Here is a 25,177-nt window from a genome sequence, read left to right as displayed (position 1 = left end):
ATATGTAGCCGCAAGGCTAATTTTTTTGTATTAGGAGCGTCTAGCCCATGAGTATGCAGGACCCGTTAGCGGACATGCTAACTCGTATCCGTAATGCCCAGATGGCTGAAAAGTCCGTCGTAAGCATGCCATCTTCCAAGTTGAAGGTAGCTGTTGCCAAAGTCCTGAAAGACGAAGGCTACATTGCGGATTATCAGATCAGCAGCGATGTTAAAGCACTGCTGTCCATCGAGCTGAAGTACTTCGAAGGCCGTTCGGTCATCGAGGAAGTGAAGCGCGTTAGCCGTCCAGGCCTGCGTCAGTACAAGTCCGCTGAAGATCTGCCGAAAGTTCGTGGCGGTCTGGGCGTGTCTATCGTCTCCACCAACAAAGGTGTGATGACGGATCGTGCTGCGCGCGCTGCCGGTGTCGGCGGCGAAGTTCTTTGCACTGTGTTCTAAGGGGGGATAAGCATGTCTCGCGTCGCTAAGAACCCCGTTAAGCTGCCAGCCGGTGTCGAAGTAAAATTCGCAGGCCAACAGCTTTCGGTGAAGGGTGCCAAGGGTACTCTTGAACTGAACATCCATTCGTCCGTTGAGATCGTTGAAGAAGCTGGTGAGCTGCGTTTCGCTGCTCGCAATGGCGATCAACAAACTCGCGCAATGGCCGGTACCACGCGTGCGTTGGTAAACAACATGGTCCAAGGCGTAAGCCAAGGCTTCGAGCGCAAGCTCCAGCTGGTCGGTGTTGGTTACAAAGCGCAAGCAAAAGGCACGGTTTTGAACCTGGCCCTTGGCTTCTCGCACCCAGTGGATTACGAACTGCCGGAAGGCATCACCGCTGAGACTCCTAGCCAGACCGATATCCTGATCAAGGGCATCGACAAGCAACTGGTAGGTCAAGTGGCTGCTGAGATCCGCGACTTCCGTCCACCAGAGCCGTACAAAGGCAAAGGTGTGCGCTACGCGGACGAAGTCGTCCGTCGTAAAGAAGCCAAGAAGAAGTAGGGCATAGCAAATGACCGACAAAAAAGTTACTCGACTGCGTCGCGCTCGCAAAGCACGCCTGAAAATGCACGAACTCGAAGTCGTGCGTCTCTGCGTGTTCCGCTCGTCGCAGCACATCTACGCCCAGGTCATCTCGGCCGACGGCAACAAAGTCCTGGCAAGCGCCTCGACTTTGGATAAAGAACTGCGTGATGGTGCCACTGGCAACATCGACGCGGCCACTAAGGTTGGCCAGCTGGTCGCTACGCGTGCTAAGGCCGCTGGCGTCTCGCAAGTGGCTTTCGACCGCTCTGGCTTCAAGTACCATGGCCGCGTGAAAGCGCTTGCTGATGGCGCTCGTGAAGCTGGGCTGGAGTTCTAAGTTATGTCAAATAACGACCAAAAGCGCGACGAAGGCTACATTGAGAAGCTGGTTCAAGTTAACCGCGTAGCCAAAACCGTTAAAGGCGGCCGTATCTTCACCTTCACCGCGTTGACCGTGGTTGGTGATGGTAAAGGCCGTGTTGGCTTCGGCCGTGGCAAGTCGCGTGAAGTGCCTGCTGCGATCCAGAAGGCAATGGAAGCTGCTCGTCGCAACATGATCCAAGTTGACCTGAACGGCACCACTCTGCAGTACGCAATGAAGTCCGCCCATGGCGCTTCGAAGGTGTACATGCAGCCTGCTTCTGAAGGTACCGGTATCATCGCTGGCGGCGCTATGCGTGCTGTCCTCGAAGTTGCTGGCGTTCAGAACGTTCTGGCCAAGTGCTACGGCTCGACTAACCCGGTAAACGTGGTTCACGCCACTTTCAAAGGTTTGAAAGCTATGCAATCTCCTGAGTCCATCGCTGCTAAGCGTGGCCTGACTGTCAAGGAGATCTTCTGATCATGGCTACCGTTAAAGTAACGCTGATCAAAAGCATGACCGGCCGCATCCCTAACCACAAACTGTGCGTTAAGGGTCTGGGTCTGCGTCGCATCGGTCACACTGTAGAAGTACTTGATACTCCCGAGAATCGCGGGATGATCAACAAGGCTTACTACATGCTGCGTGTCGAGGGTTAATCGATGAAACTCAATGATCTGAGTCCAGCGCCGGGTTCCCGTCGCGAAAAGCATCGTCCGGGCCGTGGTATCGGTAGCGGTTTGGGTAAGACTGGTGGCCGTGGCCACAAAGGTCAAACCTCCCGCTCCGGTGGCACCATCGCTCCAGGCTTTGAAGGCGGTCAACAGCCGCTGCATCGTCGCCTGCCTAAGTTCGGTTTCGTATCCCTGAAAGCCATGGATCGCGCAGAAGTGCGTCTGTCCGAGCTGGCTAAAGTGGAAGGCGACATCGTTACTGTGCAGACCCTGAAAGATGCCAACGTGATCAACGTCAACGTACAGCGTGTGAAAATCATGCTGTCCGGTGAAGTGACTCGCGCTGTCACTATCGGCAAGGGAATCGGCGCCACCAAAGGTGCGCGTTCGGCTATCGAAGCAGCTGGCGGCAAGTTCGAGGAATAAATGGCTAAGCAAGGTGCTCTCTCAGCGCTCGGCAAAGGCGGTATGTCTGAACTTTGGGCTCGTCTGCGTTTTCTGTTCCTGGCGATTATCGTCTACCGAATAGGCGCACACATCCCGGTTCCAGGTATCAACCCGGACCGACTCGCAGACCTGTTTCGACAGAATGAGGGGACCATTCTTAGCTTGTTCAACATGTTTTCCGGCGGCGCGCTGGAACGGATGAGCATCTTTGCACTGGGGATCATGCCGTACATTTCGGCATCGATCATCATGCAACTGATGACCGCCGTCAGCCCGCAGCTGGAGCAGTTGAAGAAGGAAGGTGAAGCTGGCCGTCGCAAGATTAGCCAGTACACCCGCTACGGCACTGTCGCTCTCGCCCTGGTTCAAGCTATCGGCATGTCCGTTGGCCTGGCGGGGCAGGGCGTTGCGTTCACTGGTGACTTTGGCTTCCATTTCGTCGCGGTATCCACTTTTGTGGCTGGTGCGATGTTCATGATGTGGCTGGGTGAGCAGATTACTGAGCGTGGTGTTGGTAACGGTATCTCGATGTTGATTTTCGCAGGTATCGTCGCCGGTCTTCCGAGAGCAATCGGGCAGTCTTTCGAGTCTGCGCGTCAGGGTGATATCAATATTTTTGCCCTGGTTGCCATCGGTTTGCTGGCAGTAGCGATTATCGGTTTTGTGGTGTTCATTGAGCGTGGCCAGCGTCGTATTGCTGTTCACTACGCCAAGCGTCAGCAGGGCCGTAAGGTTTTTGCTGCGCAGACCAGCCACTTGCCGCTGAAAGTGAATATGGCCGGTGTTATCCCGGCGATTTTCGCGAGCAGCATTTTGCTGTTTCCGGCTTCGTTGGGTACCTGGTTTGGTCAGTCTGAAAATATGGGCTGGCTGCAGGACCTCTCTCAGTCGATCGCTCCTGGTCAGCCGTTGAATATTCTGCTGTTTAGTGCAGGGATTATTTTCTTCTGCTTCTTCTATACGGCGTTGATGTTCAATCCGAAAGACGTAGCGGAAAACCTGAAGAAGTCCGGTGCCTTTATTCCGGGCATCCGTCCAGGTGAGCAGTCGGCACGCTACATTGATGGCGTTCTGACTCGTTTGACCCTGTTCGGTGCTCTATATATGACGGCCGTGTGCTTGCTGCCCCAGTTCCTGGTGGTTGCAGCAAACGTTCCGTTCTACCTTGGCGGGACCTCGTTGCTGATCGTCGTCGTGGTTGTGATGGACTTCATGTCCCAAGTACAATCGCACCTCGTTTCGCACCAGTACGAATCCCTGATGAAGAAAGCCAACCTGAAGGGCTACGGCAGCGGCATGTTGCGCTGAGTACCCATAAGGTTCGAGGAGTTGGTGATGAAAGTTCGTGCATCGGTGAAAAAGCTGTGCCGTAACTGCAAGATTATTCGCCGCGAAGGTGTTGTTCGAGTAATTTGCAGCGCGGAACCGCGTCACAAACAGCGCCAAGGCTGAGTGTGATCCGCTTGAAGCCCGGCAGCTAGTGCGCTGCCGGGTTGATTATTTGTTATTACAGCGATATTATCTCGCGCCCTATTTCTTGGCTTCCGGGGCGTAGGTAGCTGTCAATTGGAGTCCCACTGAATGGCCCGTATTGCAGGCGTTAACATTCCAGATAACAAGCACACTGTTATCTCGCTGACCTACATCTATGGTGTTGGTCGCACTACTGCGCAGAAAATTTGCGCAGTTGCTGGGGTAAACCCAGCCGCTAAGATCAAGGATCTGAGCGACGAGCAGATTGAACAGCTGCGTGGCGAAGTGGCGAAGTTCACCACTGAAGGTGATCTGCGTCGCGAAATCAACATGAAAATCAAGCGTTTGATGGACCTCGGTTGCTATCGCGGTCTGCGTCATCGTCGTGGTCTTCCAGTACGCGGTCAGCGTACCAAGACTAACGCGCGTACCCGTAAAGGTCCGCGTAAGCCGATCCGCAAGTAATCGCCCCAGCGAATCGACAGGAAAATTATCATGGCAAAACCTGCTGCTCGTCCTCGTAAAAAAGTTAAAAAGACAGTGGTTGATGGCATCGCCCACATCCATGCTTCTTTTAACAACACCATCGTGACCATCACCGACCGTCAAGGTAACGCGCTTTCTTGGGCTACCTCTGGTGGTTCGGGTTTCCGCGGTTCCCGCAAGTCCACCCCGTTTGCTGCTCAAGTAGCTGCTGAACGTGCTGGTCAAGCTGCGCTGGAATATGGCCTGAAAAACCTCGACGTTAACGTCAAAGGTCCAGGTCCAGGTCGTGAGTCTGCTGTCCGTGCTTTGAACGGCTGTGGCTATAAGATCGCCAGCATCACCGACGTGACGCCAATCCCGCACAACGGGTGCCGTCCGCCGAAGAAGCGCCGCGTGTAATCCAGGAGATTGTAAAGAATGGCTCGTTACATTGGTCCAAAATGCAAACTCGCTCGTCGCGAAGGCACCGATCTCTTCCTGAAGAGCGGCGTGCGCGCGATCGAATCGAAGTGCAACATTGAAGCAGCACCTGGTATCCACGGCCAACGCCGCGGTCGCCAGTCCGACTACGGCACCCAACTGCGTGAAAAGCAGAAGGTCCGTCGTATCTACGGCGTTCTCGAGCGTCAGTTCAGCGGCTACTACAAAGAAGCTGCTGGCAAGAAAGGTGCAACCGGTGAAAACCTGCTGCAACTGCTCGAATGCCGTCTGGACAACGTTGTATACCGTATGGGCTTTGGTTCTACTCGTGCCGAATCCCGTCAGCTGGTATCGCACAAATCCGTCAGCGTAAACGGCCAAACCGTTAACGTCCCGTCCTACCAGGTTCGTGCTGGTGACGTGGTCGCGATTCGCGAGAAAGCAAAAAACCAACTTCGCATTGTCCAAGCTCTCGATCTGTGTGCCCAACGTGGCCGCGTAGAATGGGTAGAAGTAGACACTGAGAAGAAGTCGGGCGTTTTCAAGAACGTTCCAGCTCGCAGTGATCTGTCCGCCGACATCAACGAAAGCCTGATTGTCGAGCTCTACTCCAAGTAAGGGCTAGAAAATAGGTGCATCCATGCAGATTTCGGTAAATGAGTTCCTGACACCCCGCCACATTGATGTGCAGGTTGTCAGTCCAACCCGCGCCAAGATCACTCTCGAGCCTCTCGAGCGTGGTTTTGGCCACACCCTGGGCAACGCGCTGCGCCGCATCCTGTTGTCCTCAATGCCCGGCTGTGCAGTAGTCGAGGCCGAGATTGACGGTGTGCTCCACGAGTACAGCGCCATCGAAGGTGTACAGGAAGACGTAATTGAAATCCTGTTGAACCTTAAAGGTCTGGCTATCAAGCTGCACGGCCGTGACGAAGTTACGCTGACCTTGTCGAAGAAGGGTTCGGGGGTGGTTACCGCTGCCGATATTCAGCTGGATCATGATGTCGAGATCGTTAACCCCGATCACGTAATCGCTAACCTGGCGTCTAACGGCGCCCTGAACATGAAGCTCACCGTAGCTCGTGGTCGTGGTTATGAACCGGCCGACTCGCGTCAGAGCGATGAAGACGAAAGCCGCAGCATTGGTCGCTTGCAGCTTGACTCTTCGTTCAGCCCGGTTCGCCGTATCGCATACGTGGTGGAAAACGCCCGTGTCGAGCAGCGTACTAACCTGGACAAGCTGGTTATTGATCTGGAAACCAACGGTACTCTGGATCCTGAAGAGGCTATCCGCCGCGCTGCAACCATCCTGCAACAGCAGTTGGCTGCGTTCGTCGACCTCAAAGGTGACAGCGAACCAGTGGTAATCGAGCAGGAAGACGAGATCGATCCGATCCTGCTTCGCCCGGTTGACGATCTGGAACTGACTGTACGTTCGGCTAACTGCCTTAAGGCGGAAAACATTTACTACATCGGCGACCTGATTCAGCGTACCGAAGTAGAACTGTTGAAGACTCCGAACCTGGGCAAGAAATCCTTGACTGAAATCAAGGACGTTCTGGCCTCCCGCGGTCTGTCCCTCGGCATGCGCCTCGACAACTGGCCGCCTGCAAGTCTTAAGAAGGACGACAAGGCGACTGCCTGATCGTCGTAATCACCGAACGTGAGTTTGGTAAGGAATGAACCATGCGTCATCGTAAAAGTGGTCGTCACCTGAGCCGTACCAGCTCGCACCGCAAGGCCATGTTCCAAAACATGGCGGTGTCGCTGTTCGAGCACGAGCTGATCAAAACTACACTGCCGAAAGCTAAAGAACTGCGTCGCGTTGCTGAGCCGCTGATCACTTTGGCCAAGACAGACAGCCTGGCTAACCGCCGTCTGGCTTTCGACCGTACCCGTTCGAAAGCTATCGTTGGTAAGCTCTTCAACGACCTGGGCAAGCGTTACGCTACCCGTGAGGGTGGCTACCTGCGCATCCTCAAGTGCGGTTTCCGCGCTGGCGACAACGCGCCTATGGCGTACGTCGAGTTGGTTGATCGTGCTACTGCCGGCGAAGCTGTAAGCGCCGAGTAAGACGTCAGTCTGTAACGAAGAACCGGGCCTAGTGCCCGGTTTTTTGTGCGCGTAAGAAATAGCGCGATAGGTACAAGCTTCCACAGGTGGTGCTCGGCACTATGGTGTTTAGGGGGTTGGTAGTTATTCTCTATCGATGCTTACAATTTAATGAATTTGTAGGCGTCATATGGATGACCAATACTCTATCCAAGCCGATTAGCCGGCAGTTCCAAGTCCGACCTGAGGAAAATTGAGCATGAGCCAGAATAAAGTTCTTACCACCGCCAGCGGCGCTCCCGTCGCGGACAATCAGAATTCCCGTTCCGCCGGCCCGCGTGGTCCGTTGCTGCTCGACGACTTCCACCTGATCGAGAAGCTCGCTCACTTCAACCGTGAAAACATCCCTGAGCGACGTGTGCACGCCAAGGGTTCAGGCGCCTACGGTACTTTCACGGTAAGCAAAGATATTACCCAATACACCAGCGCCAAGCTGTTCGAGAGCGTAGGTAAGCAAACCCCCACCTTCCTGCGGTTTTCCACGGTAGGCGGTGAGCGTGGCTCGGCGGATACAGAGCGTGACCCTCGTGGCTTTGCTCTGAAGTTCTACACCGAAGAAGGCAACTGGGACATCGTGGGTAACAACACCCCTGTGTTCTTCATCCGTGATCCGCTGAAATTTCCTGACTTCATCCACACCCAGAAGCGTCTGCCCCAGAGCAATCTGAAAAGCGCGCAGATGATGTGGGATTTCTGGTCGCATTCTCCAGAAGCGCTGCATCAGGTCACCATCCTGTTTTCGGACCGTGGTATCCCGGATGGCTATCGTCACATGCACGGCTTCGGTAGCCACACCTACAGCCTGATCAACGCCAAGGGTGAGCGTCACTGGGTGAAGTGGCACTACAAAACCAAGCAGGGCATCAAGAATCTGGCTCCAGCTGAAGCCGCTCGCCTGGCCGGTACAGACCCCGATTACGCGCAGCGCGATCTGTTCGGTGCGATCGAGCGTGGTGACTTCCCGAAATGGCGCGTGTGCATCCAGATCATGACGGAGGCCCAGGCCAATGCGCACTACGAGAACCCTTTTGACGTGACCAAGACCTGGTCGCAGAAGGAATTCCCGCTGATCGAAGTGGGTGAACTGGAACTCAACCGTAATCCGCAGAACTACTTCGCTGAAGTCGAACAGGCTGCGTTTGGACCGAGCAATATGGTTCCGGGTGTAGGTCTGTCGCCGGACCGCATGCTGCAGGGCCGTGTATTCGCCTACGCAGATGCCCATCGCTACCGTGTCGGCACCAACCACCAGCAGCTGCCGGTGAACGCCCCACGTAGCCCGGTGAACAGCTACCAGCGCGACGGTTCGATGGCGTTCGGCAGCAATGGCGGTGGTACACCTAACTACGAGCCGAACAGCTACGCCGATGCGCCTAAACAAGCGCCTCAGTACGCAGAGCCCGCGCTGACCCTGAGCGGTGCCGCAGACCGTTACGATCACCGCGAAGACACGGATTACTACAGCCACGCGGGTGCACTGTTTCGCTTGATGAGCGCCGAGCAGAAAGACTTGCTCGTCAACAACATCGCCGGCGCAATGGCTGGGGTTTCCAGTGATGTGGTTCAGCGTCAACTGGCGCACTTCCAAAAGGCCGACCCGGCTTATGGAGAAGCAATCGCAAAGGCGTTGGGTGTATCGCTTAACTGACTCTAAACGATAAGCAGAACCGCCCTCATTTGGGCGGTTTTTGCGTTATTTCAGCTACTTTTCTGCGAAAATCTTCACTTTTCTGCCGTTGATCCCGTGACCTCCAAGTCATCATGGTTCAAACTACAGACTTTCAAGCAGGGAGATGTAGGGCGATGCAAGGTCACCCCGACGTAATCGATTACCTCAACACGTTGCTGACGGGCGAACTGGCAGCTCGTGACCAATATTTCATCCATTCGCGTATGTACGAAGACTGGGGCTTTACTGAGCTCTACGAGCGTATCAACCACGAAATGGAAGAAGAGGCACAGCACGCAGACGCGCTGATGCGCCGTATCCTGATGCTCGAAGGCACGCCACGTATGCGTCCAGATGACCTGGATGTAGGTACGACAGTGCCTGACATGCTCGCTGCCGACCTGCGATTGGAATACAAAGTCCGTGCTGCACTCTGCAAAGGCATCGAACTCTGCGAACAGCACAACGACTATGTCACTCGTGAAATCCTCCGCGTGCAGCTGAACGATACCGAAGAAGATCACACCTACTGGCTGGAGAAGCAGTTGGGCCTGATCAAGCTCATTGGCCTGGAAAATTACCTGCAATCGCAGTTCTGATTCCCGGCTATAAAAAAGCCCCGGTCACCTTAGCGGTGACCGGGGCTTTTCATTGGGCCCGATAAAGTCAGGCCCGGTCGCGGGCCAACAACGGTTTCAAGTAGTAACCGGTGTGCGACTGAGGCATCTCGGAGACCTGCTCCGGCGTACCTACCGCGATGATCTGGCCACCTTTGGAGCCGCCTTCCGGTCCAAGGTCCACCAGCCAGTCGGCGGTTTTGATCACATCCAGGTTGTGCTCGATCACGACCACCGTGTTTCCGTGGTCGCGCAAGCGGTGCAACACGTCCAGCAGTTGCTGGATGTCCGCAAAGTGCAGGCCGGTTGTCGGTTCATCGAGGATGTAGAGGGTCTTGCCGGTATCGCGCTTGGACAGCTCGCGCGACAGCTTGACCCGTTGCGCCTCACCACCGGACAGCGTGGTCGCCGATTGCCCCAGCTTGATATATGACAGGCCCACATCCATCAGCGTTTGCAGCTTGCGCGCCAACGCCGGGACTGCATCGAAGAACACCCGCGCTTCCTCGATGGTCATCTCCAGGGTTTCATGGATGCTCTTGCCCTTGTATTTGATCTCCAGGGTTTCGCGGTTGTAGCGCTTGCTCTTGCACACATCACACGGCACGTAGATGTCCGGAAGGAAGTGCATTTCCACCTTGATCAAGCCATCGCCCTGACAGGCTTCGCAGCGTCCACCCTTGACGTTGAACGAGAACCGGCCTGGCCCGTAGCCCCGCGAACGGGCCTCCGGAACGCCGGCAAACAATTCGCGGATCGGCGTGAACAGCCCGGTATAGGTCGCTGGGTTTGAGCGTGGCGTGCGACCGATCGGGCTCTGGTCGATGTCGACTACTTTGTCCAGGTGTTCCAGGCCCTTGATGCTGTCGTGCGCCGCTGCTTCCAGGGTGGTCGCGCCATTCAAGGCGGTAGCGCTCAGCGGGAACAGGGTGTTGTTGATCAGCGTCGACTTGCCTGAGCCGGAAACGCCTGTCACGCAGGTCAGCAGGCCAAGCGGGATTTCCAGGTCCACATTGCGCAAGTTATTCCCGCGCGCACCCTTGAGGTGCAACCCCAGCTTCTTGTTGCGCGGTGTCCGTTTGGCCGGCACTTCAATCTTGACGCGACCAGACAGGTACTTGCCGGTCAGTGAGTCCGGGTGCGCCATGACTTCGGCAGGCGTACCTTCAGCGACAATATGCCCACCATGCACACCGGCGCCCGGGCCAATGTCGACGACGTAGTCCGCCAGGCGAATCGCATCTTCGTCGTGTTCGACCACGATCACGGTGTTGCCAATGTCCCGCAGGTGTTTCAGCGTGCCGAGCAGGCGATCGTTGTCCCGTTGGTGCAAGCCAATGGACGGCTCATCAAGGATGTACAGCACCCCGACAAGACCGGCACCAATCTGGCTGGCCAGGCGAATCCGCTGGGCTTCACCGCCCGACAAGGTATCCGCGCTGCGATCCAGCGACAGGTAGTCCAGGCCCACATTGACCAGGAACTGCAGTCGCTCGCGAATTTCCTTGAGGATCTTGTCGGCAATTTCCCCGCGACGGCCTGTCAGTTTAAGCACGCCAAAGTACTCGCAGGCATCACCGATAGGCAGGTTGGTTACCGCCGGCAACGTCTTCTCGCCTACCCACACATGCCGCGCCTCGCGACGTAAACGAGTGCCCCGGCAATCCGGGCACGGTTGGGTGCTTAGGAACTTCGCCAGTTCTTCGCGCACGCTCGCCGATTCGGTTTCGCGGTAGCGGCGCTCCAGGTTCGGCACGATGCCTTCGAACGGGTGGGAGCGTTTAACGATGTCGCCACGGTCGTTCAGGTACTTGAAGTCGACATTCTGCGTGCCGCTGCCGTGGAGGATGACCTTCTGCTGATCCGCCGGCAGTTGGTTGAACGGCACTTCGAGGCTGAATTTGTAGTGTGACGCCAACGAGCCCAGCATCTGGAAGTAGTAGACGTTGCGCCGGTCCCAGCCGCGTATCGCGCCCTCCGCCAGGGTCAGCTCGCCGTTGACCAGGCGCTTGATGTCGAAGAACTGCTTCACACCGAGGCCATCGCAAGTCGGGCACGCGCCGGCCGGGTTGTTGAAGGAAAACAGCTTGGGTTCCAGCTCACTGATGGCGTGCCCACAGATCGGGCAGGCAAAGCGCGCGGAGAAGATGATTTCTTCACCCGGCTCGTCGTCCATCGGCGCCACCAGGGCAATGCCGTCTGCCAGCTTCAGTGCTGTCTCGAACGATTCCGCCAGGCGCTGTTGCAGGTCGGCCCGCACCTTGAAACGGTCCACCACGACATCGATGGAGTGCTTCTTCTGCTTGTCGAGTTTAGGCGCTTCATCCAGCTCATAGAGCTTGCCGTTGATCCGCGCGCGTACGAAACCTTGTGCGCGAAGCTCCTCGAAGACGGAAAGGTGTTCGCCCTTGCGTTCGCGAATCACCGGCGCCAGCAGCATCAGCTTGGCGCCTTCCGGCTGTGCCAGTACCAGGTCAACCATCTGGCTGACGGTCTGGGCTTCCAAGGGAATGTCGTGGTCCGGGCAGCGCGGGATACCTACGCGCGCATAGAGAAGACGCAGGTAGTCGTAGATTTCGGTGATGGTACCCACGGTGGAGCGCGGGTTATGGGAGGTCGACTTCTGTTCGATGGAGATCGCTGGCGACAGGCCTTCAATCGTGTCGACGTCGGGTTTTTCCATCATCGACAGGAACTGCCGGGCATAGGCCGACAACGATTCCACATAGCGCCGCTGGCCTTCGGCATACAGCGTGTCGAACGCCAGGGACGATTTGCCGGACCCGGACAAGCCGGTGATGACGATCAGTTTGTCCCGGGGCAGGGTCAGGTCGATGTTCTTCAGGTTGTGGGTTCTAGCCCCACGAATCAGGATCTTGTCCAAGATGGCCTCGCACGGCGGGCGTAAATAATGCAGGAGTATACGGCTAAAGACTGGATGAATATACACTGTCAAGTGGCCGCTTGCAGCCTTACATGAAAGCTGCGCGGCAAAGCGCCGCATATACCCTCTCAATCGATGGGACTGGTAGAATCGCCGCCGGTTCACACGAGGTTTTTCCATGCACGATCCCCACAGCGAACGCATGAGTAGCGGCGAGACCCGAGCGGCAAGCGGTCTGGCCCTGGTGTTCGCCTTCCGTATGCTTGGCATGTTTATGGTGTTGCCGGTACTCGCGACCTATGGAATGGATCTCGCAGGCGCGACCCCCGCCCTCATCGGCCTGGCGATTGGCGCCTACGGCCTGACCCAGGCAATTTTCCAGATTCCGTTCGGGATCATTTCCGACCGCGTTGGCCGTCGTCCGGTGATTTACCTGGGGCTGATCGTGTTCGCCCTCGGCAGTGTGCTCGCGGCGCAGTCCGATTCGATCTGGGGCGTGATCGCCGGTCGCGTCCTACAGGGCGCCGGTGCGATCTCTGCCGCTGTCATGGCGCTGCTGTCGGACCTGACCCGCGAACAGCATCGCACCAAGGCCATGGCCATGATCGGCATGACCATTGGCCTGTCGTTTGCCGTGGCCATGGTGGTCGGCCCCTTGCTGACCCGCGCGTTCGGCTTGCACGGGCTGTTCCTCGCCACGGGCGGCATGGCGTTGTTCGGCATCGTGATCGTCGCCTTCATGGTGCCGCGCTCCACTGGCACATTGCAGCACCGTGAGTCCGGGGTTGCGCGCAAGGCGTTGTTGCCGACACTCAAGCACCCCGACCTGCTGCGCCTGGATTTAGGTATCTTCGTATTACACGCGATGCTGATGTGCAGCTTCGTCGCCTTGCCCCTGGCCCTGGTGGAAAAAGCCGGCCTGCCCAAGGAGCAGCACTGGTGGGTCTACCTCACGGCGCTGTTGATTTCGTTCTTCGCCATGATCCCGTTCATCATCTATGGCGAGAAGAAACGCAAAATGAAACAAGTGCTGCTCGGCGCCGTCGCGACGCTGATGCTCACTGAGCTATTCTTCTGGCAGTTCGGCGATAGCCTGCGAGCGCTGGTCATCGGTACGGTGGTGTTCTTCACCGCGTTCAACCTGCTGGAGGCTTCGTTGCCTTCGCTGATCAGTAAAGTTTCACCGGCCGGTGGCAAGGGCACGGCGATGGGGGTGTACTCCACCAGCCAGTTCCTTGGTTCTGCATTGGGCGGCATCATGGGTGGCTGGATGTTCCAGCATGGCGGTTTGTCGGTTGTGTTCCTCGGATGCGCTGGGCTGGCTGCACTTTGGCTAGCCTTTGCTGTTACCATGCGCGAACCCCCATACGTCACAAGCCTGCGCCTGCCGTTGTCGCCCGAAGCCATTCGTGAAGCCGGCCTGGTAGAGCGCCTGAAGGCCGTTGTTGGGGTAACAGATGCGGTAGTGATCGCCGAAGAAGCCGCCATCTACATCAAATTGGACACCGAATTATTGGATCGCGCGACGCTCGAGCAACTGGTCAATCCAGTGCCGACAGCGCGCCCAGCCTAGGAGAACGTTATGGCCCGTGGGGTTAACAAAGTCATATTGGTCGGTACATGCGGCCAGGATCCCGAAGTTCGCTACTTGCCTAACGGTAACGCCGTGACCAACCTGAGTCTGGCGACCAGCGAACAGTGGACCGACAAGCAAACCGGCCAGAAGGTCGAGAAAACCGAATGGCACCGTGTGTCGATGTTCGGCAAGGTGGCAGAGATCGCCGGTGAATACCTGCGCAAAGGTTCGCAGGTCTACATCGAAGGCAAGCTGCAGACCCGCGAGTGGGAAAAAGACGGTATCAAGCGTTACACCACCGAAATCGTGGTCGACATGCAAGGCACCATGCAACTGCTGGGCGGCCGTCCACAGGGCGACCAACAGGGCCAGGGCGGCATGTCCAACTCGGCACCGCGCCCACAGCAGTCGCGTCCGCAGCCAAGCCAGCAGCCACAGCGTGAGTCGCGTCCAGCGCCACAGCAGGCTGCTCCGCAACCGGCTCCGGATTTCGACAGCTTTGATGACGATATCCCGTTCTAGGATACCGCCCGGACCTGCCGTGCAGCGTCTTTCCAAAAAGCCCCCTGAGCCCTGCTCTCGGGGCTTTTTGTTTGCCTGCGAAAAACACCCTCAAGGATGAACACCGTGCCAAACACTCTTCTGGTCTTCCTGTTCAGTGCGATTTTTGTTGGCGTCTGCCCTACGCCGCAAGCGGCCCCAAACGCCTCGGCGTCCCTTGCGGGCGACAAAAAACTGGTCGTAGGCATCTGGGCCATGCAGGCGTTGAACGAAGGCAGAACCAATGTGGCCGAATTCAGGCCTGACGGCCAACTGTTGCTGCACGCGTTCAACTGTGTGGCATCCAGTCAGGAACCGACCGATGTGATGCGTTATTCCGTGGCCGATGACGGCAAGGTGATCAACATGATCTTGCCGACCAAAACCATCGAGCTGAAAGTGCTGACCTTCTCGCCGCAGTTCATGCAGCTCACCTCCCGTACCGGGGGGATGGAAATCAGGTACGACTTCGAGAAAGTCGACGACGTCGACTCAGTGTGTGAGCGATACCCGGAACTCAAGGCGGAGAAGGCGCGCAATACCCCCTATGCGAGCAGTGACTTTGTCGCCGCGCCGGCCATTCCCGAACACCCGGGCATGGAGCGATACCTTGGGACATGGGGGTCCAACAACGTCGCTGTGGTTGAAATCCTGCGAGACGCCGCCGACGGTTTTTACCTGAGCATGCCCGGCGACGGAACCTGGCATTACCTCTATAACGATGTGCATTGGGTCGGCGACGAACTGCACTTTCAGAGTTACACCTACTCGGATAATTCTGCGTCGTTTCCCTCACCCAAACACAAGCAGCGGATTCCGACCAGCCTGACGCCAATGTCCGACGGCATCTTGCGCCAAAACTTCACCCTGTTTGGCGATCCCTATCTGGGCATTTTGACGCGCATGAAATAGTCGGCGTGGTGTTTCGGCGGGTTTGTCGTCACGCCTCACAAGATTTAGGCTGTGGCCCACCCCAAGCGAAGGAGAGTCGCCATGACCTGGTCTGCCAAGCAGTACACGATGTTCGAACAACAGCGTACCCGCCCAGTCCGGGATTTGGTCGCGGCCATTCCTAACACCGAAATCCACAGCGCCGTCGACCTGGGCTGCGGCCCCGGCAATTCCACTGAAGTATTGGCCGAGCGTTTCCCAGACGCCCACGTCACTGGCATGGACAGCTCCGTCGACATGCTGGCCGACGCGCGTAAACGCCTGCCGGCGCTGAATTTCGAACTGGCGGATATTGGCGCCTGGAGCCCGGCGAAACCACTCGACGTGATCCTGGCCAACGCCTCGCTGCAATGGCTGCCGGACCACGCCACACTCTATCCGCACCTGGTCAGTCAACTGGCACCCGGCGGCACCCTGGCCGTGCAAACCCCGGACAACCTCGACGAACCCGCCCACCGGCTCGCCCGCGAAGTCGCAACTGATGGACCCTGGGCCGCCAAGATCGGTGCGGTCAGACACAACGAACGCCACACCGCGAGTTACTACTACGAGCTGCTCAGCCAGCATTGCAGCACCGTCGATATATGGCGCACCACCTACCTGCACCCGTTGGCGAATCACGCGGCCGTGGTGGAGTGGTTCAAGGGCTCGGCATTACGCCCATTCCTTGCAGCGCTTACCGATAGCGAAAAGGCTGCGTTCCTACAGCAATACCAGGCACGGATTACCCAAGCTTACCCAGCCCTGGCCGATGGTACTGTCCTGCTGCCATTCCCGCGCCTGTTTATCATCGCTTCCCGCTGACACCGGCCGAGCAAGTGACGGTCATGCCGCCGTCGCTTGCGCCTTCAGGTATTCGTCCGCCGAAACCACGCCTGCATAACCGAACGCCAACGATGCCATATACGCATCGTGCACTTGCGCGGCCGGAATCACTCGGCCATTGAACTCCAGGTCCCGCGTCGCACAGGCATCGTGAATCAGCGTGACCTTGTAGCCCAGATCCGCCGCCGCCCGCACCACGGCATCGATGCACATATGGCTCATGCTGCCGACCACCACCAGTTCGGTGATGCTGCGTTGCTCCAGCAATGCACGCAGGTTGGTTTCGCGAAACGCGTTGACGAAATGCTTCAGCACCACCGGCTCGTTGCCTTGGTTCAGCACCTTTGCATGCAAATGCGCGCCTTCGGAGCCCGGCGTGAAGAACGGCGCGTCCTCGGAGGTGAACTCATGGCGCACGTGAATCACCGCATCCCCGGCCTGCCGAAACGCTTGCAGCACCTGCGCCGCCTTGTCCGCAGCGGCGTCCACGCCGTCGAGCGGCCACTTGCCCTGCGGGAAGTAGTCGTTCTGTATATCGATTAGGATGAGTGCTCTCTTGGCCATGTGTATTGCCTCGTGATGGGTTGATAGGCCCAGTATCTTAGCTGGCGTGTGCACCCGGGATTGGCTGCACCGACAAAAACAGGGGGAAAACTGACAATGGCTGTTGTTGAATTGGGTGTGTTGATCTACCAAGGCGCGCAACTGGCCGCCGTGCACGGTTTGACCGACCTGTTTGGCGTGGCCAACCGGATCGCCGCCGAGCATCAATCTGCGCAGTTGCCGTTGCTGCGGGTCAGTCATTGGCAGGTGGATGTCACCGGCACACCTGCGCGGGTATTCGACAGCCATCCTGGCCCTGATCAACCGATGATGGCCGTCTTGGTGCCACCCGCCATTGGCGACTTTACCGAAGAACAAGCGCCGCCGGCGCTGCTGGAATGGATCCGCCAGCAGCACGCGATGGGTACGGTGCTCGGCGGCGTGTGTATCGGTTCGATCATGCTGGCGCGCAGCGGTCTGTTGGACGGGCGTAGCGCCACCACCCACTGGTCCTCCGCCCAGTCCTTCGCCAGGCGCTTTCCCGCTGTGCGCCTGGAAGCGGACAAACCCATCGTCGATGACGGCGACCTGATCACCACCGCCGGGCTGATGGCCTGGTCCGAACTGGGCCTGCGCCTGGTCGACCGGCTGATGGGCCCGAGTGTTGCAGCGGATACTGCGCGTTTTCTGGTGATCGAACACAGTGACAGCGCCAGCCAATGCGGCAGCAACTTCGCGCCGATTCTCGGGCATGGCGACGGCGCGATCCTTAAGGTTCAGCATTGGCTGCAAGCCAGCGGCGCAGTGGATGTCAGCGTCGCGGCCATGGCGCAAGAGGCGGGCCTGGAAGAGCGCACTTTCCTACGGCGCTTTCGCAGTGCCACGGGGTTGAAACCCACCGAATACTGTCAGCACCTGCGTGTGGGCAAGGCGCGGCAAATGCTTGAATTCACCAACGGCACCATCGACCACATCGCCTGGACCGTGGGTTACCAAGACCCCAGCGCCTTTCGTGCCACCTTCAAGAAAATCACCGGCCTGGCCCCCAGTGATTACCGCAGTCGGTTTGGTGTCTGATCGTGCAGAACACCACCGAATCACGGCCGCCTCGTGCAGAATAAAACAGGCGTTATGCCATCGCTTTTTGCGTAAGGGCTTGATTTGACAGCCTTCTGTACTCTGCGGGCCTTGGCGTGATCCCTGCATTCCTTCCCCTACACACAGGGCTGCACAGCCGAGGGGAACGCATGACCCCGACACAACGCAAGAAACTCGTAGTCGCCCACTCCACCCGAGAGGGGGCTGCGCAGCATGAGGTCGACACCAACCACGCGCTGGCGCGCTGGCTGGCGCAGATTCTCGGCCTCAAGTTCGGCGGCAGTTACGACGCGCAGCAGCATGCCGGCCGGGAACTCTACGTGCTGCCCACCCAGACCCTGGTCGGCGCCGCGCAAGCGCGAGCGCTTCGAGTCAGAGGCCCGCAAGACCTGTGGGGCGGTTATGTCGATCACGACTTCATCTGCACCAAGGCGATCAGCCACGGCCTGTTCAACCCGCAGGCCAAGGCCCCGGAAGGCTGGTCATCCCTCTTCGCTGAGCGCGTACGAAAAGTCGTGTTGGATGGCGTGAGCGTCTTCGCGTTGGAGGACGCCAGGCCCGCCGCCGCGCACCTGCTCAAGTGTGGGCCGATCCGCCTGAAGCCCGTGCATGCTTGCGCGGGACGAGGCCAGGAAGTTATCCACAACCTGGATGAATTCGAGGCAGTGCTGGCGCGTCCCGGCGCTGCGGCACTGATTGATGAAGGCCTGGTGCTGGAGCAGGATTTGCAGGACGTGATGACCCACAGTGTCGGTCAGAGCTTTATCGGCGATCACGTATTCAGCTACTGCGGCGAGCAATACCTGACCCAGGACGGGCAGGGTGAAGATGTCTACGGCGGCTCCGACCTGCTGGTGGTGCCGGGCGACTATGAAGACTTGCTCAAGCTCCCATTGCCTGGGGATGTACGCCTGGCTATCGAGCAAGCCCGGGTTTTCGATAACGCCGCCGACGAGGCCTATCCAGGCTTCTACGCGTCCCGGCGCAATTACGACATTGCCCAGGGCCTGGACGGCAACGGCCAGCGCCGCAGTGGTGTGCTCGAACAATCCTGGCGCATGGGCGGCGCCAGCAGTGCCGAAGTGGCGGCGCTGCAAAGCTTTATCAACCACCCCGGCCTGCGCGCCATTCGTGTGTCTTCGGTGGAGACCTACGTGGACCGGGCACTGCCGGCGGATGCGATCGAGGTGTATCGGGGCCCGGCGCAAAACAGTGACTTTCTTCTCAAGTATGTGACGGTCAAATCCTATGACGGCTAGAAGCGAAAGCATTGCAATCGACATTGACGACGAGCAAATGAGCGGCACCTTCCTGAGCCCGAAATCCAAGGTGCCAGGGGTGCTGTTCGTGCACGGCTGGGGCGGTAGCCAGGAGCGTGACCTCGAGCGCGCCAAGGGCATCGCCGGGCTGGGCTGCGTGTGTCTCACCTTCGACCTGCGCGGTCACGCCGACACAGGCATTGCGCTGTCACGCGTGACGCGTGAAGACAACCTGCGCGATCTACTGGCGGCTTACGACCGGTTGCTCGCCCACCCGGCCATCGACACCTCGGCGGTGGCGGTGGTGGGCACCAGCTACGGCGGTTACCTGGCCGCCATCCTCACTTCCTTGCGCCCGGTACGCTGGCTGGCGCTGCGGGTGCCAGCACTGTACCGCGACCAGCAATGGCTCAAACCCAAGCGTGACCTGGATAAGGTCGACCTGATGGACTACCGCAGCACCCTGGTACACGCCGAGACCAATCGAGCCTTGCATGCCTGTGCGCAATTTACCGGCGATGTGCTGATCGTCGAATCCGAGACGGACGACCACGTGCCCCACGCCACCATCATGAGCTACCGCGCGGCGTGCCAGCAGACTCACTCGTTGACCCACCGCATCATCGATGGTGCCGACCATTCGTTGAGCGATCCTGTGTCACAGCAGGCCTACACCTCGATCCTGGTGGACTGGATTACCGAGATGGTGGTGGGGGAGCGCTTGAGCATCATCCAGTCCCGATAAGCGGGGTGTCATTGACGCCGCCTTCGCGGGCAAGCCCGCTCCCACAGGGGAGTGCATTCCAGCAGGGAAAGTGCATTCCAGCAGGGAAAATGCATTCCAGCAGGGAAAATGCATTCCAGCAGGGAGAATGCATTCCAACTGTGGGAGCGGGCTTGCCCGCGAAGGCAATAGATCAATCAACAGTGATTCAAGCCGGTGCCTTCTTCACCCGCAACGCCTTGGCCTTGGCCTCCACCGCGAGGTACATCACCAATGCAATCAACAGCGGCACAATAAAATAAATCGCCCGGTAGGCAATCAACCCCGCCAATAAACTGCCCCGCGACGCCTCATGCTGCAACAGCGCGATAAACACCGCCTCCAGCACGCCCAAACCCGCAGGAACATGGGTGAGCACACCGGCAATCGCGCTGATCAGCAATACCCCCAACACCAGTGGATAATCGAGCTTGGCCGGCAGCAGGGTGAAGATCACCGCCGCCATCAGCGACCAGTTCAACGCGCCCAAGGCCAGTTGCAGGCATGCCATGCGCACCGACGGCAGATTGATCTCCATGCCCCGGATCGACCACGCGCGCTTTTTGCAAAACTGGCACGCTGCCAGATACCCCAGGCTCGCCAGCACCAACACCAGGCCAATGCCCTGCAACGCGCCAGTGCTGACTTTCCAGCCCGGCGGCATGCGCACCAGGCCGCTGCTGAACACCACCCCGGCCAGCGCCATGTAGCCAAACCAATTGGTTGCCAGGCTCAGGCCGAGGATCTTGGCGATATTGCCGTTGCTCACCCCCAGCCGCGAATACAATCGATAGCGCATGGCAATGCCGCCGACCCATGCGCTGAGGTTGAGGTTGAACGCATAACTGATGATCCCCACCGGCAGAATCTGTTTCCAGCCCAGGTTCTGGCGGATGTAAGTGCGGCCGATCAGATCGAAGCTGGCGTACACCAGAAAACTGCACAGCGTCAGCGCGCCCGCGATCAACAAGGTGCGCAGCTTGAAATCGCCCAGGGTCTGCAGCACTTCACTCCAATCGATGCGTCGAGCGAGGAGGGTGAACAGCACAATCAGCGCCAGGAAGAACAACGCGGTCAGTGGTTTCTTCCAGTTGGCAAAGCGCGAAGCACTGGCTTCAGAGGTCATGGGCCTGGCTCTCGATGGGTTTCAACCGCGGCTTGTGCGCCGGCAACCAACCCGTCAGCGCGGGGAAGTGACGCATCACATGAAACACCAGGAACCCCACGGTCAACCGCCATAGCCATAAACGCGGCTTGCGGTTTTCCGGCATGGTCTGACAGTGGTCTTTCGCTAGGGTTTGCAGGCGCTCGTACAGCTGTTGGTTGAACCGGCGGTCATGAATCAACACGTTGGCCTCCAGGTTCAGCGACAGGCTCAACGGGTCGAGGTTGCTTGAGCCCACGGTGCTCCACTCCTCATCCACCAGCGCGACTTTGCCGTGCAGTGGGCGCTGGCAATATTCGTGGATCACCACGCCGTCCTTGAGCAAGTAGTCGTAGAGCATGCGCGCCGCCAGCTTGGCCAGCAGCACATCGGGCTGGCCCTGCATGATCAGTTGCACCTGTACGCCCCGGCGCGCCGCATTGCGGATTGCGCGCAGCAGGCGGTAGCCGGGGAAGAAGTACGCGTTGGCGATCACCACACGTGTCTGCGCCTTGCCCAGGGCATGGATATAGGCTTCTTCGATGTCATCGCGGTGTTGCAGGTTGTCACGGTAAATCAGGCGCACCAGCCCCTCGCCTTGATCACCGGGCCACGCTGACGGTGGTTGCTGGCGCCGCCGCCAGCCGCGCCGCATACGCACCTGGCGACCGCTCTGCGCCAGGGCGAAGTGATGCAAGTCCGCCACCGCCGGGCCCATCACCTGCACGGCGTAATCCTGCTTGGCCTCAGGGCCGAAATCCCCCAGGTGATCCGCCGAAAAATTGATCCCGCCGATAAACGCCACGTTGGCGTCCACGACCACAATCTTGCGGTGCAAGCGGCGAAACCAGTTGGTGCGAATGCCCAGGGTCTTGGACGCGGGGTCGAACATCTGCACCGTCACGCCGGCGTCGGCCAGTTCGCCAAGAAACGCCGGCCGCAACTCACCGCAACCAAAACCGTCCAGGCTGACCACCACCTTCACCCCACGTCGGGCCGCCTCAATAAGCACGCCTTGCAGCTCAAGGCCTACCTTGTCTTCGAACAGGATAAAGGTCTCCAGCAGGATCTCCCGCTGCGCCTGGCGCAATACCTCGAACACCTTGGGGAAGTACGCTTCGCCGTTTTCCAGCAACTCAACCTGGTTACCGCTCTGCCAGCCGTAATCCAGGTCACGGGCCTTGGTTTGATCCGGCGGCTGGTCGGTGGCGATGTGTTCGACGGCAATGTTCATAGCTCGATCTCCACCGACAGCGGCACATGGTCAGACAAATGCGACCAGGGCCGCGTGGTCAACACCTGGGGGTTGTGTACCTTGAGGTTGCGCACGTAGATGCGGTCCAGAGGCAGCAACGGCAGCCGCGCCGGGAACGTGCGCGCCGGCTTGCCATGGGCCTGCACGAATACTTCGGTGAGGCCGCTCTGGCTCAAGTCGGCCTTCTGCCGCCAGTCGTTGAAATCGCCAGCAACCACCAGCGGCGCCTCGGCGGGAATCTCGCGAATGCGCTGCTCCAGCAGGCGCAACTGTTGCTGGCGATGGACCTCGCGCAGGCCCAGGTGGATGCAGATCGCGTGTACCTCATGGCCGCTGCCCGGCAGGCGCAGCACACAATGCAGGAGGCCGCGGTTTTCATGGCCGTTCTGGGAAATGTCGAGGTTGTCATAGCGCACGATCTGGAATTTCGACAGCAGCGCATTGCCGTGATCGCCGTGGGGATAGACGGCGTTGCGTCCGTAGGCGAACTGCGGCCAGATGCTGTCGGCGAGGAATTCGTACTGTGGCATGTTGGGCCAGTCGCTGTAGCGCTGCGGGTGGCGTTCGTGGGTGCCATGGATTTCCTGCAGGAACACCATGTCCGCGCCCACGGCACGCACCGCTTCGCGCAGCTCGGGCAGGATGAATCGCCGGTTCAGGGCGGTAAAACCCTTGTGGATATTGACCGTCAGCACCGTGAACCGAGTGATGGCGACGTTGGGCGTGATGGGCATCCAGTCGGGGATCGCAGCCATGGTTGCTCCTGAAAAAGAGTGGGGGGCTTACCCTCGTTTAAGGCTGACTCTAAGGGGCCGCGGAAAGTTTCCAGCGTCCTACGGATGGCATAAACATGGCCGCGCGGGGGAACGATCAAGCCTCAATCCCGTCAGTTCCTTACAGACCCATCTGCAAGGAGTCCGGTGTTTTGCTGAATTTCAAGACTGCATTCCTGCTCGCCGCGCTGCTGTTGTGCGCCAGCGGCGCCCTGTACGCCGCGGATTCCGCGCCCGAAGCCCAAGCGCCGGCCAAGCCTGAGTTGTTAGTGGAAGGCGGGTTGTTGGGGGCCATCAGTTCCAGCATCGACGATGTGCAACAGCAGCTCGACCTCAACCAGGGCCTCATCGACGCCTGGCGCCTGCGCGCCGATCGCGCGGCGGATGAAGTAGGGCGGTTGGTCGATCAGACGTCCGAGCGTTCGCCATGGAGCGTGGCCGGGGACTTCGTCTTGTTGTCCGGGGTGTGGGTCGGTGCGTTTGCCTTGCTGACGTTGCTCGGGCGTTTGATTGTGCAGCGCTTGGGGCGACGCGCATGGTTTGAGCCGCGCGAGCGCCTGCAGGCGCTGCTCGGGTACGTGGTGCCCTATACGATTCCCGCACTGATTTGTCTGCCGCTGACCCTCTATGTCAGCCACTTTTTACCGACTTCCGTAGGACGTGCGCTGGCGCTGTGTTTTGCCTACGCCACCAGCAGCGGGATCTTTTCCACATCGATGCTGCTCTGCGTGATCGTCATGTTCAATCTCGGCCACAAGCGTTCGGCGGTGCGGATTATTCGCAATTATTGTCCCAAGCCGTTGTTCCTGATCGGCTTCCTGGCTGCCCTCAGTGATGCCCTGACCAGCCCGCAAATCGCTCGCCAACTCGGCGGCAATATCACCAGCAGCGTCGCGGTATTTACCGGCCTGTTTGCCACCGTGATCTTTGGCGTACTGGTCGTGCGCCTGCGCCGCCCGGTGGCCCATCTGATTCGCAATCGGCCGCTGGCCCAGCGCCTGAAGCATCCGGCGTTGCAACAATCCCTGCGGGTGTTTTCCGGGCTGTGGTACTGGCCGATCCTGTTGATGGTGCTGGTCTCGGCGATCAACCTGATTGGCGCCGGCGACGACAATCAAAAAGCCCTGCGCTGCGCCTTGTTCACCACGATCCTGCTGATCGGCACCGTGTTCCTCAGTACCGTGCTGCAACATCTGTTCAAGTCGCGCAGCCAGGTGGCGATCCAGCGCAGCAGTGCCTACAAGGAGCGTTTTCTCAGCCTGCTGCACGCAATCCTGCGCATTGCCATGGCGATCGGCTTTATCGAGATCCTCGGGCGCATCTGGGGTGTCTCGTTGTTCGAGTTCGCCGAGCGCAATTCCATCGGCCGGGCGATCAGCGACTCACTCAGCAGCATCGGCCTGATCCTGTTGATGACCTGGCTGTTCTGGGTGGTGCTCGACACCGCGATCCAGGAAGCCTTGAAACCGCCGGTGAACAAACGCTCCAGCCGCCAGCCGAGCACTCGGGTGAAAACCATCCTGCCGCTGGTGCGCAATGCGGTGAAGATCATCCTGGTGGTGATCTGCGCGATCACCACCATGGCCAATCTGGGGATCAACGTTGCGCCGCTGCTGGCGGGTGCCGGAGTGGTCGGCCTGGCGATTGGTTTTGGTTCGCAGCAACTGGTGCAGGATGTGATCACCGGGCTGTTCATCATCATCGAAGACACGCTGTCCATCGGCGACTGGGTGGTGCTCGACTCGGGCCACGCCGGTACGGTCGAGGGCTTGACCATTCGCACGTTGCGCCTGCGTGACGGCAAGGGGTTTGTGCATTCGGTGCCGTTCGGGCAGATCAAGGCGGTCACCAACCAGTCGCGGCAATTTGCCTATGCGTTCTTCTCGGTGCAGTTCACCTACGACACCGATGTGGACAAGGCCGTAGAGTTGATCCGCGAGGCGGGGCAGTCGATTCGCGACGATGTGTTCCTCAAGTACAACCTGCAAGGGCCGCTGGAGGTGTTTGGCGTCGACAAGATGGACCTCAATGGCGTGGTGCTCACGGCGCAGTTCCGCACGGTGTCGGGCGGGCAATACGCGGTGAGCCGTGCGTTCAACCAGCGCTTGAAAAAGCTTGTGGATAACTGTGCCGAGGTGCAGTTCGCGCAGACTTATCCACAGCAGGTCCTGGTGCCCGCACGAGCAACCCTTGAGCATGACCCGGCCGCGGCCGGCACGAAAACAGTTAATCCGTGACGGTTGCGCTACAAACCCGCAAAATGCAACGATTCTGACCAATACTTAAATAGCCATCGTTCC

28 protein-coding genes are annotated in these 25,177 nt (G+C 58.8%); 23 read left to right on the top strand and 5 right to left on the bottom strand.

The window, feature by feature from the left end; translation table 11 throughout:
• Window positions 1–47 precede the first annotated feature (47 nt).
• The 15 genes from rpsH to bfr all read left to right on the top strand — a co-directional run bounded on the left by rpsH (window position 48) and on the right by bfr (window position 9,248).
• Entirely contained in the window at window positions 48–440 is a 393-nt protein-coding gene (gene rpsH, locus LIY36_RS12450) for a 30S ribosomal protein S8 (protein WP_192299100.1), read from the top strand.
• A gap of 12 nt (window positions 441–452) precedes the next feature.
• A complete protein-coding gene (gene rplF / locus LIY36_RS12445; protein WP_003176412.1) occupies window positions 453–986 on the top strand; it encodes a 50S ribosomal protein L6 in 534 nt (177 codons plus the stop codon).
• A gap of 10 nt (window positions 987–996) precedes the next feature.
• A complete protein-coding gene (rplR, locus tag LIY36_RS12440; RefSeq protein ID WP_017736664.1) occupies window positions 997–1,347 on the top strand; it encodes a 50S ribosomal protein L18 in 351 nt (116 codons plus the stop codon).
• Window positions 1,348–1,350: 3 nt separating this feature from the next.
• Window positions 1,351–1,851: a 30S ribosomal protein S5 gene (gene rpsE, locus LIY36_RS12435; protein WP_003176409.1), complete on the top strand. Its 501-nt coding sequence runs from the start codon at window positions 1,351–1,353 to the stop codon at window positions 1,849–1,851.
• A 2-nt stretch (window positions 1,852–1,853) separates the two neighbouring features.
• Window positions 1,854–2,030 (top strand): 50S ribosomal protein L30, encoded by a 177-nt coding sequence (gene rpmD / locus LIY36_RS12430; protein WP_003186033.1) that lies wholly within the window; start codon window positions 1,854–1,856, stop codon window positions 2,028–2,030.
• A gap of 3 nt (window positions 2,031–2,033) precedes the next feature.
• The gene (rplO, locus tag LIY36_RS12425; RefSeq protein WP_003176407.1) at window positions 2,034–2,471 is read left to right on the top strand and encodes a 50S ribosomal protein L15; all 438 of its coding nucleotides are present in this window, start codon (window positions 2,034–2,036) and stop codon (window positions 2,469–2,471) included.
• A complete protein-coding gene (secY, locus tag LIY36_RS12420) occupies window positions 2,472–3,800 on the top strand; it encodes a preprotein translocase subunit SecY (RefSeq protein ID WP_017736663.1) in 1,329 nt (442 codons plus the stop codon). It begins immediately after the preceding gene.
• A gap of 27 nt (window positions 3,801–3,827) precedes the next feature.
• Window positions 3,828–3,944, top strand: a complete 117-nt coding sequence (rpmJ, locus tag LIY36_RS12415; RefSeq protein ID WP_002555468.1) for a 50S ribosomal protein L36 — start codon at window positions 3,828–3,830, stop codon at window positions 3,942–3,944.
• 129 nt (window positions 3,945–4,073) lie between these two features.
• Window positions 4,074–4,430, top strand: a complete 357-nt coding sequence (rpsM, locus tag LIY36_RS12410) for a 30S ribosomal protein S13 (RefSeq protein ID WP_003194635.1) — start codon at window positions 4,074–4,076, stop codon at window positions 4,428–4,430.
• Between the two features lie 30 nt (window positions 4,431–4,460).
• Entirely contained in the window at window positions 4,461–4,850 is a 390-nt protein-coding gene (gene rpsK, locus LIY36_RS12405; RefSeq protein ID WP_002555466.1) for a 30S ribosomal protein S11, read from the top strand.
• A gap of 18 nt (window positions 4,851–4,868) precedes the next feature.
• A complete protein-coding gene (gene rpsD, locus LIY36_RS12400; protein ID WP_003210056.1) occupies window positions 4,869–5,489 on the top strand; it encodes a 30S ribosomal protein S4 in 621 nt (206 codons plus the stop codon).
• 22 nt (window positions 5,490–5,511) lie between these two features.
• Window positions 5,512–6,513, top strand: a complete 1,002-nt coding sequence (locus tag LIY36_RS12395) for a DNA-directed RNA polymerase subunit alpha (protein WP_003176403.1) — start codon at window positions 5,512–5,514, stop codon at window positions 6,511–6,513.
• A gap of 41 nt (window positions 6,514–6,554) precedes the next feature.
• Entirely contained in the window at window positions 6,555–6,941 is a 387-nt protein-coding gene (rplQ, locus tag LIY36_RS12390; RefSeq protein WP_003176402.1) for a 50S ribosomal protein L17, read from the top strand.
• Between the two features lie 238 nt (window positions 6,942–7,179).
• On the top strand, window positions 7,180–8,628 hold the full coding sequence (locus tag LIY36_RS12385) for a catalase (protein ID WP_226455848.1): 1,449 nt from the start codon (window positions 7,180–7,182) through the stop codon (window positions 8,626–8,628).
• Between the two features lie 155 nt (window positions 8,629–8,783).
• Window positions 8,784–9,248 carry a bacterioferritin gene (gene bfr, locus LIY36_RS12380; protein ID WP_003176400.1) on the top strand — a complete coding sequence of 155 codons (465 nt, stop codon included), beginning with the start codon at window positions 8,784–8,786 and terminating at the stop codon, window positions 9,246–9,248.
• Window positions 9,249–9,315: 67 nt separating this feature from the next.
• Here bfr and uvrA read toward each other — a convergent pair whose 3' ends face one another.
• Window positions 9,316–12,150 carry an excinuclease ABC subunit UvrA gene (uvrA, locus tag LIY36_RS12375; protein WP_226455847.1) on the bottom strand — a complete coding sequence of 945 codons (2,835 nt, stop codon included), beginning with the start codon at window positions 12,148–12,150 and terminating at the stop codon, window positions 9,316–9,318.
• A gap of 178 nt (window positions 12,151–12,328) precedes the next feature.
• On the opposite strand from uvrA, the gene LIY36_RS12370 reads away from it, so the two are divergent.
• The 4 genes from LIY36_RS12370 to tam all read left to right on the top strand — a co-directional run bounded on the left by LIY36_RS12370 (window position 12,329) and on the right by tam (window position 16,021).
• The gene (locus tag LIY36_RS12370; RefSeq protein ID WP_192299097.1) at window positions 12,329–13,723 is read left to right on the top strand and encodes an MFS transporter; all 1,395 of its coding nucleotides are present in this window, start codon (window positions 12,329–12,331) and stop codon (window positions 13,721–13,723) included.
• A 9-nt stretch (window positions 13,724–13,732) separates the two neighbouring features.
• On the top strand, window positions 13,733–14,248 hold the full coding sequence (locus LIY36_RS12365; protein ID WP_003232445.1) for a single-stranded DNA-binding protein: 516 nt from the start codon (window positions 13,733–13,735) through the stop codon (window positions 14,246–14,248).
• A gap of 96 nt (window positions 14,249–14,344) precedes the next feature.
• Window positions 14,345–15,178: a hypothetical protein gene (locus tag LIY36_RS12360; protein ID WP_226455846.1), complete on the top strand. Its 834-nt coding sequence runs from the start codon at window positions 14,345–14,347 to the stop codon at window positions 15,176–15,178.
• A gap of 81 nt (window positions 15,179–15,259) precedes the next feature.
• Entirely contained in the window at window positions 15,260–16,021 is a 762-nt protein-coding gene (gene tam / locus LIY36_RS12355; protein ID WP_226455845.1) for a trans-aconitate 2-methyltransferase, read from the top strand.
• Window positions 16,022–16,042: 21 nt separating this feature from the next.
• Here tam and LIY36_RS12350 read toward each other — a convergent pair whose 3' ends face one another.
• On the bottom strand, window positions 16,043–16,606 hold the full coding sequence (locus LIY36_RS12350) for a cysteine hydrolase family protein (RefSeq protein WP_192299094.1): 564 nt from the start codon (window positions 16,604–16,606) through the stop codon (window positions 16,043–16,045).
• A 96-nt stretch (window positions 16,607–16,702) separates the two neighbouring features.
• Here LIY36_RS12350 and LIY36_RS12345 point away from each other — a divergent pair, with 96 nt between their 5' ends.
• The 3 genes from LIY36_RS12345 (at window position 16,703) to LIY36_RS12335 (ending at window position 19,687) form a co-directional block, all read left to right on the top strand.
• A complete protein-coding gene (locus LIY36_RS12345) occupies window positions 16,703–17,662 on the top strand; it encodes a GlxA family transcriptional regulator (protein ID WP_192299093.1) in 960 nt (319 codons plus the stop codon).
• A gap of 170 nt (window positions 17,663–17,832) precedes the next feature.
• A complete protein-coding gene (locus tag LIY36_RS12340) occupies window positions 17,833–18,942 on the top strand; it encodes a DUF3182 family protein (RefSeq protein ID WP_226455844.1) in 1,110 nt (369 codons plus the stop codon).
• Entirely contained in the window at window positions 18,932–19,687 is a 756-nt protein-coding gene (locus LIY36_RS12335; RefSeq protein ID WP_226455843.1) for an alpha/beta hydrolase family protein, read from the top strand. The genes LIY36_RS12340 and LIY36_RS12335 overlap by 11 nt, the downstream gene beginning before the upstream one ends.
• Window positions 19,688–19,874: 187 nt before the next feature.
• On the opposite strand, the gene LIY36_RS12330 is transcribed toward LIY36_RS12335, so the two are convergent.
• From LIY36_RS12330 to LIY36_RS12320, 3 genes are read right to left on the bottom strand one after another with little or no spacing between them, the layout of a single operon-like run.
• A complete protein-coding gene (locus LIY36_RS12330) occupies window positions 19,875–20,831 on the bottom strand; it encodes a lysylphosphatidylglycerol synthase domain-containing protein (protein WP_226455842.1) in 957 nt (318 codons plus the stop codon).
• Window positions 20,821–22,083 (bottom strand): cardiolipin synthase ClsB, encoded by a 1,263-nt coding sequence (gene clsB / locus LIY36_RS12325; RefSeq protein WP_226455841.1) that lies wholly within the window; start codon window positions 22,081–22,083, stop codon window positions 20,821–20,823. The genes LIY36_RS12330 and clsB overlap by 11 nt, the downstream gene beginning before the upstream one ends.
• Window positions 22,080–22,859: an endonuclease/exonuclease/phosphatase family protein gene (locus LIY36_RS12320; RefSeq protein ID WP_226455840.1), complete on the bottom strand. Its 780-nt coding sequence runs from the start codon at window positions 22,857–22,859 to the stop codon at window positions 22,080–22,082. The genes clsB and LIY36_RS12320 overlap by 4 nt, the downstream gene beginning before the upstream one ends.
• Window positions 22,860–23,029: 170 nt before the next feature.
• Between LIY36_RS12320 and LIY36_RS12315 the strand changes: the two genes are divergently transcribed.
• Window positions 23,030–25,114 (top strand): mechanosensitive ion channel family protein, encoded by a 2,085-nt coding sequence (locus tag LIY36_RS12315; RefSeq protein ID WP_226455839.1) that lies wholly within the window; start codon window positions 23,030–23,032, stop codon window positions 25,112–25,114.
• The last annotated feature ends 63 nt before the right edge of the window (window positions 25,115–25,177 follow it).

Source organism: Pseudomonas sp. AF03-9, assembly GCF_020515815.1.
In the GTDB taxonomy this organism is placed as follows: domain Bacteria; phylum Pseudomonadota; class Gammaproteobacteria; order Pseudomonadales; family Pseudomonadaceae; genus Aquipseudomonas.
Note: the sequence above shows the minus strand (reverse complement) of the source record. Positions and strands in the feature narration are given on the sequence as shown.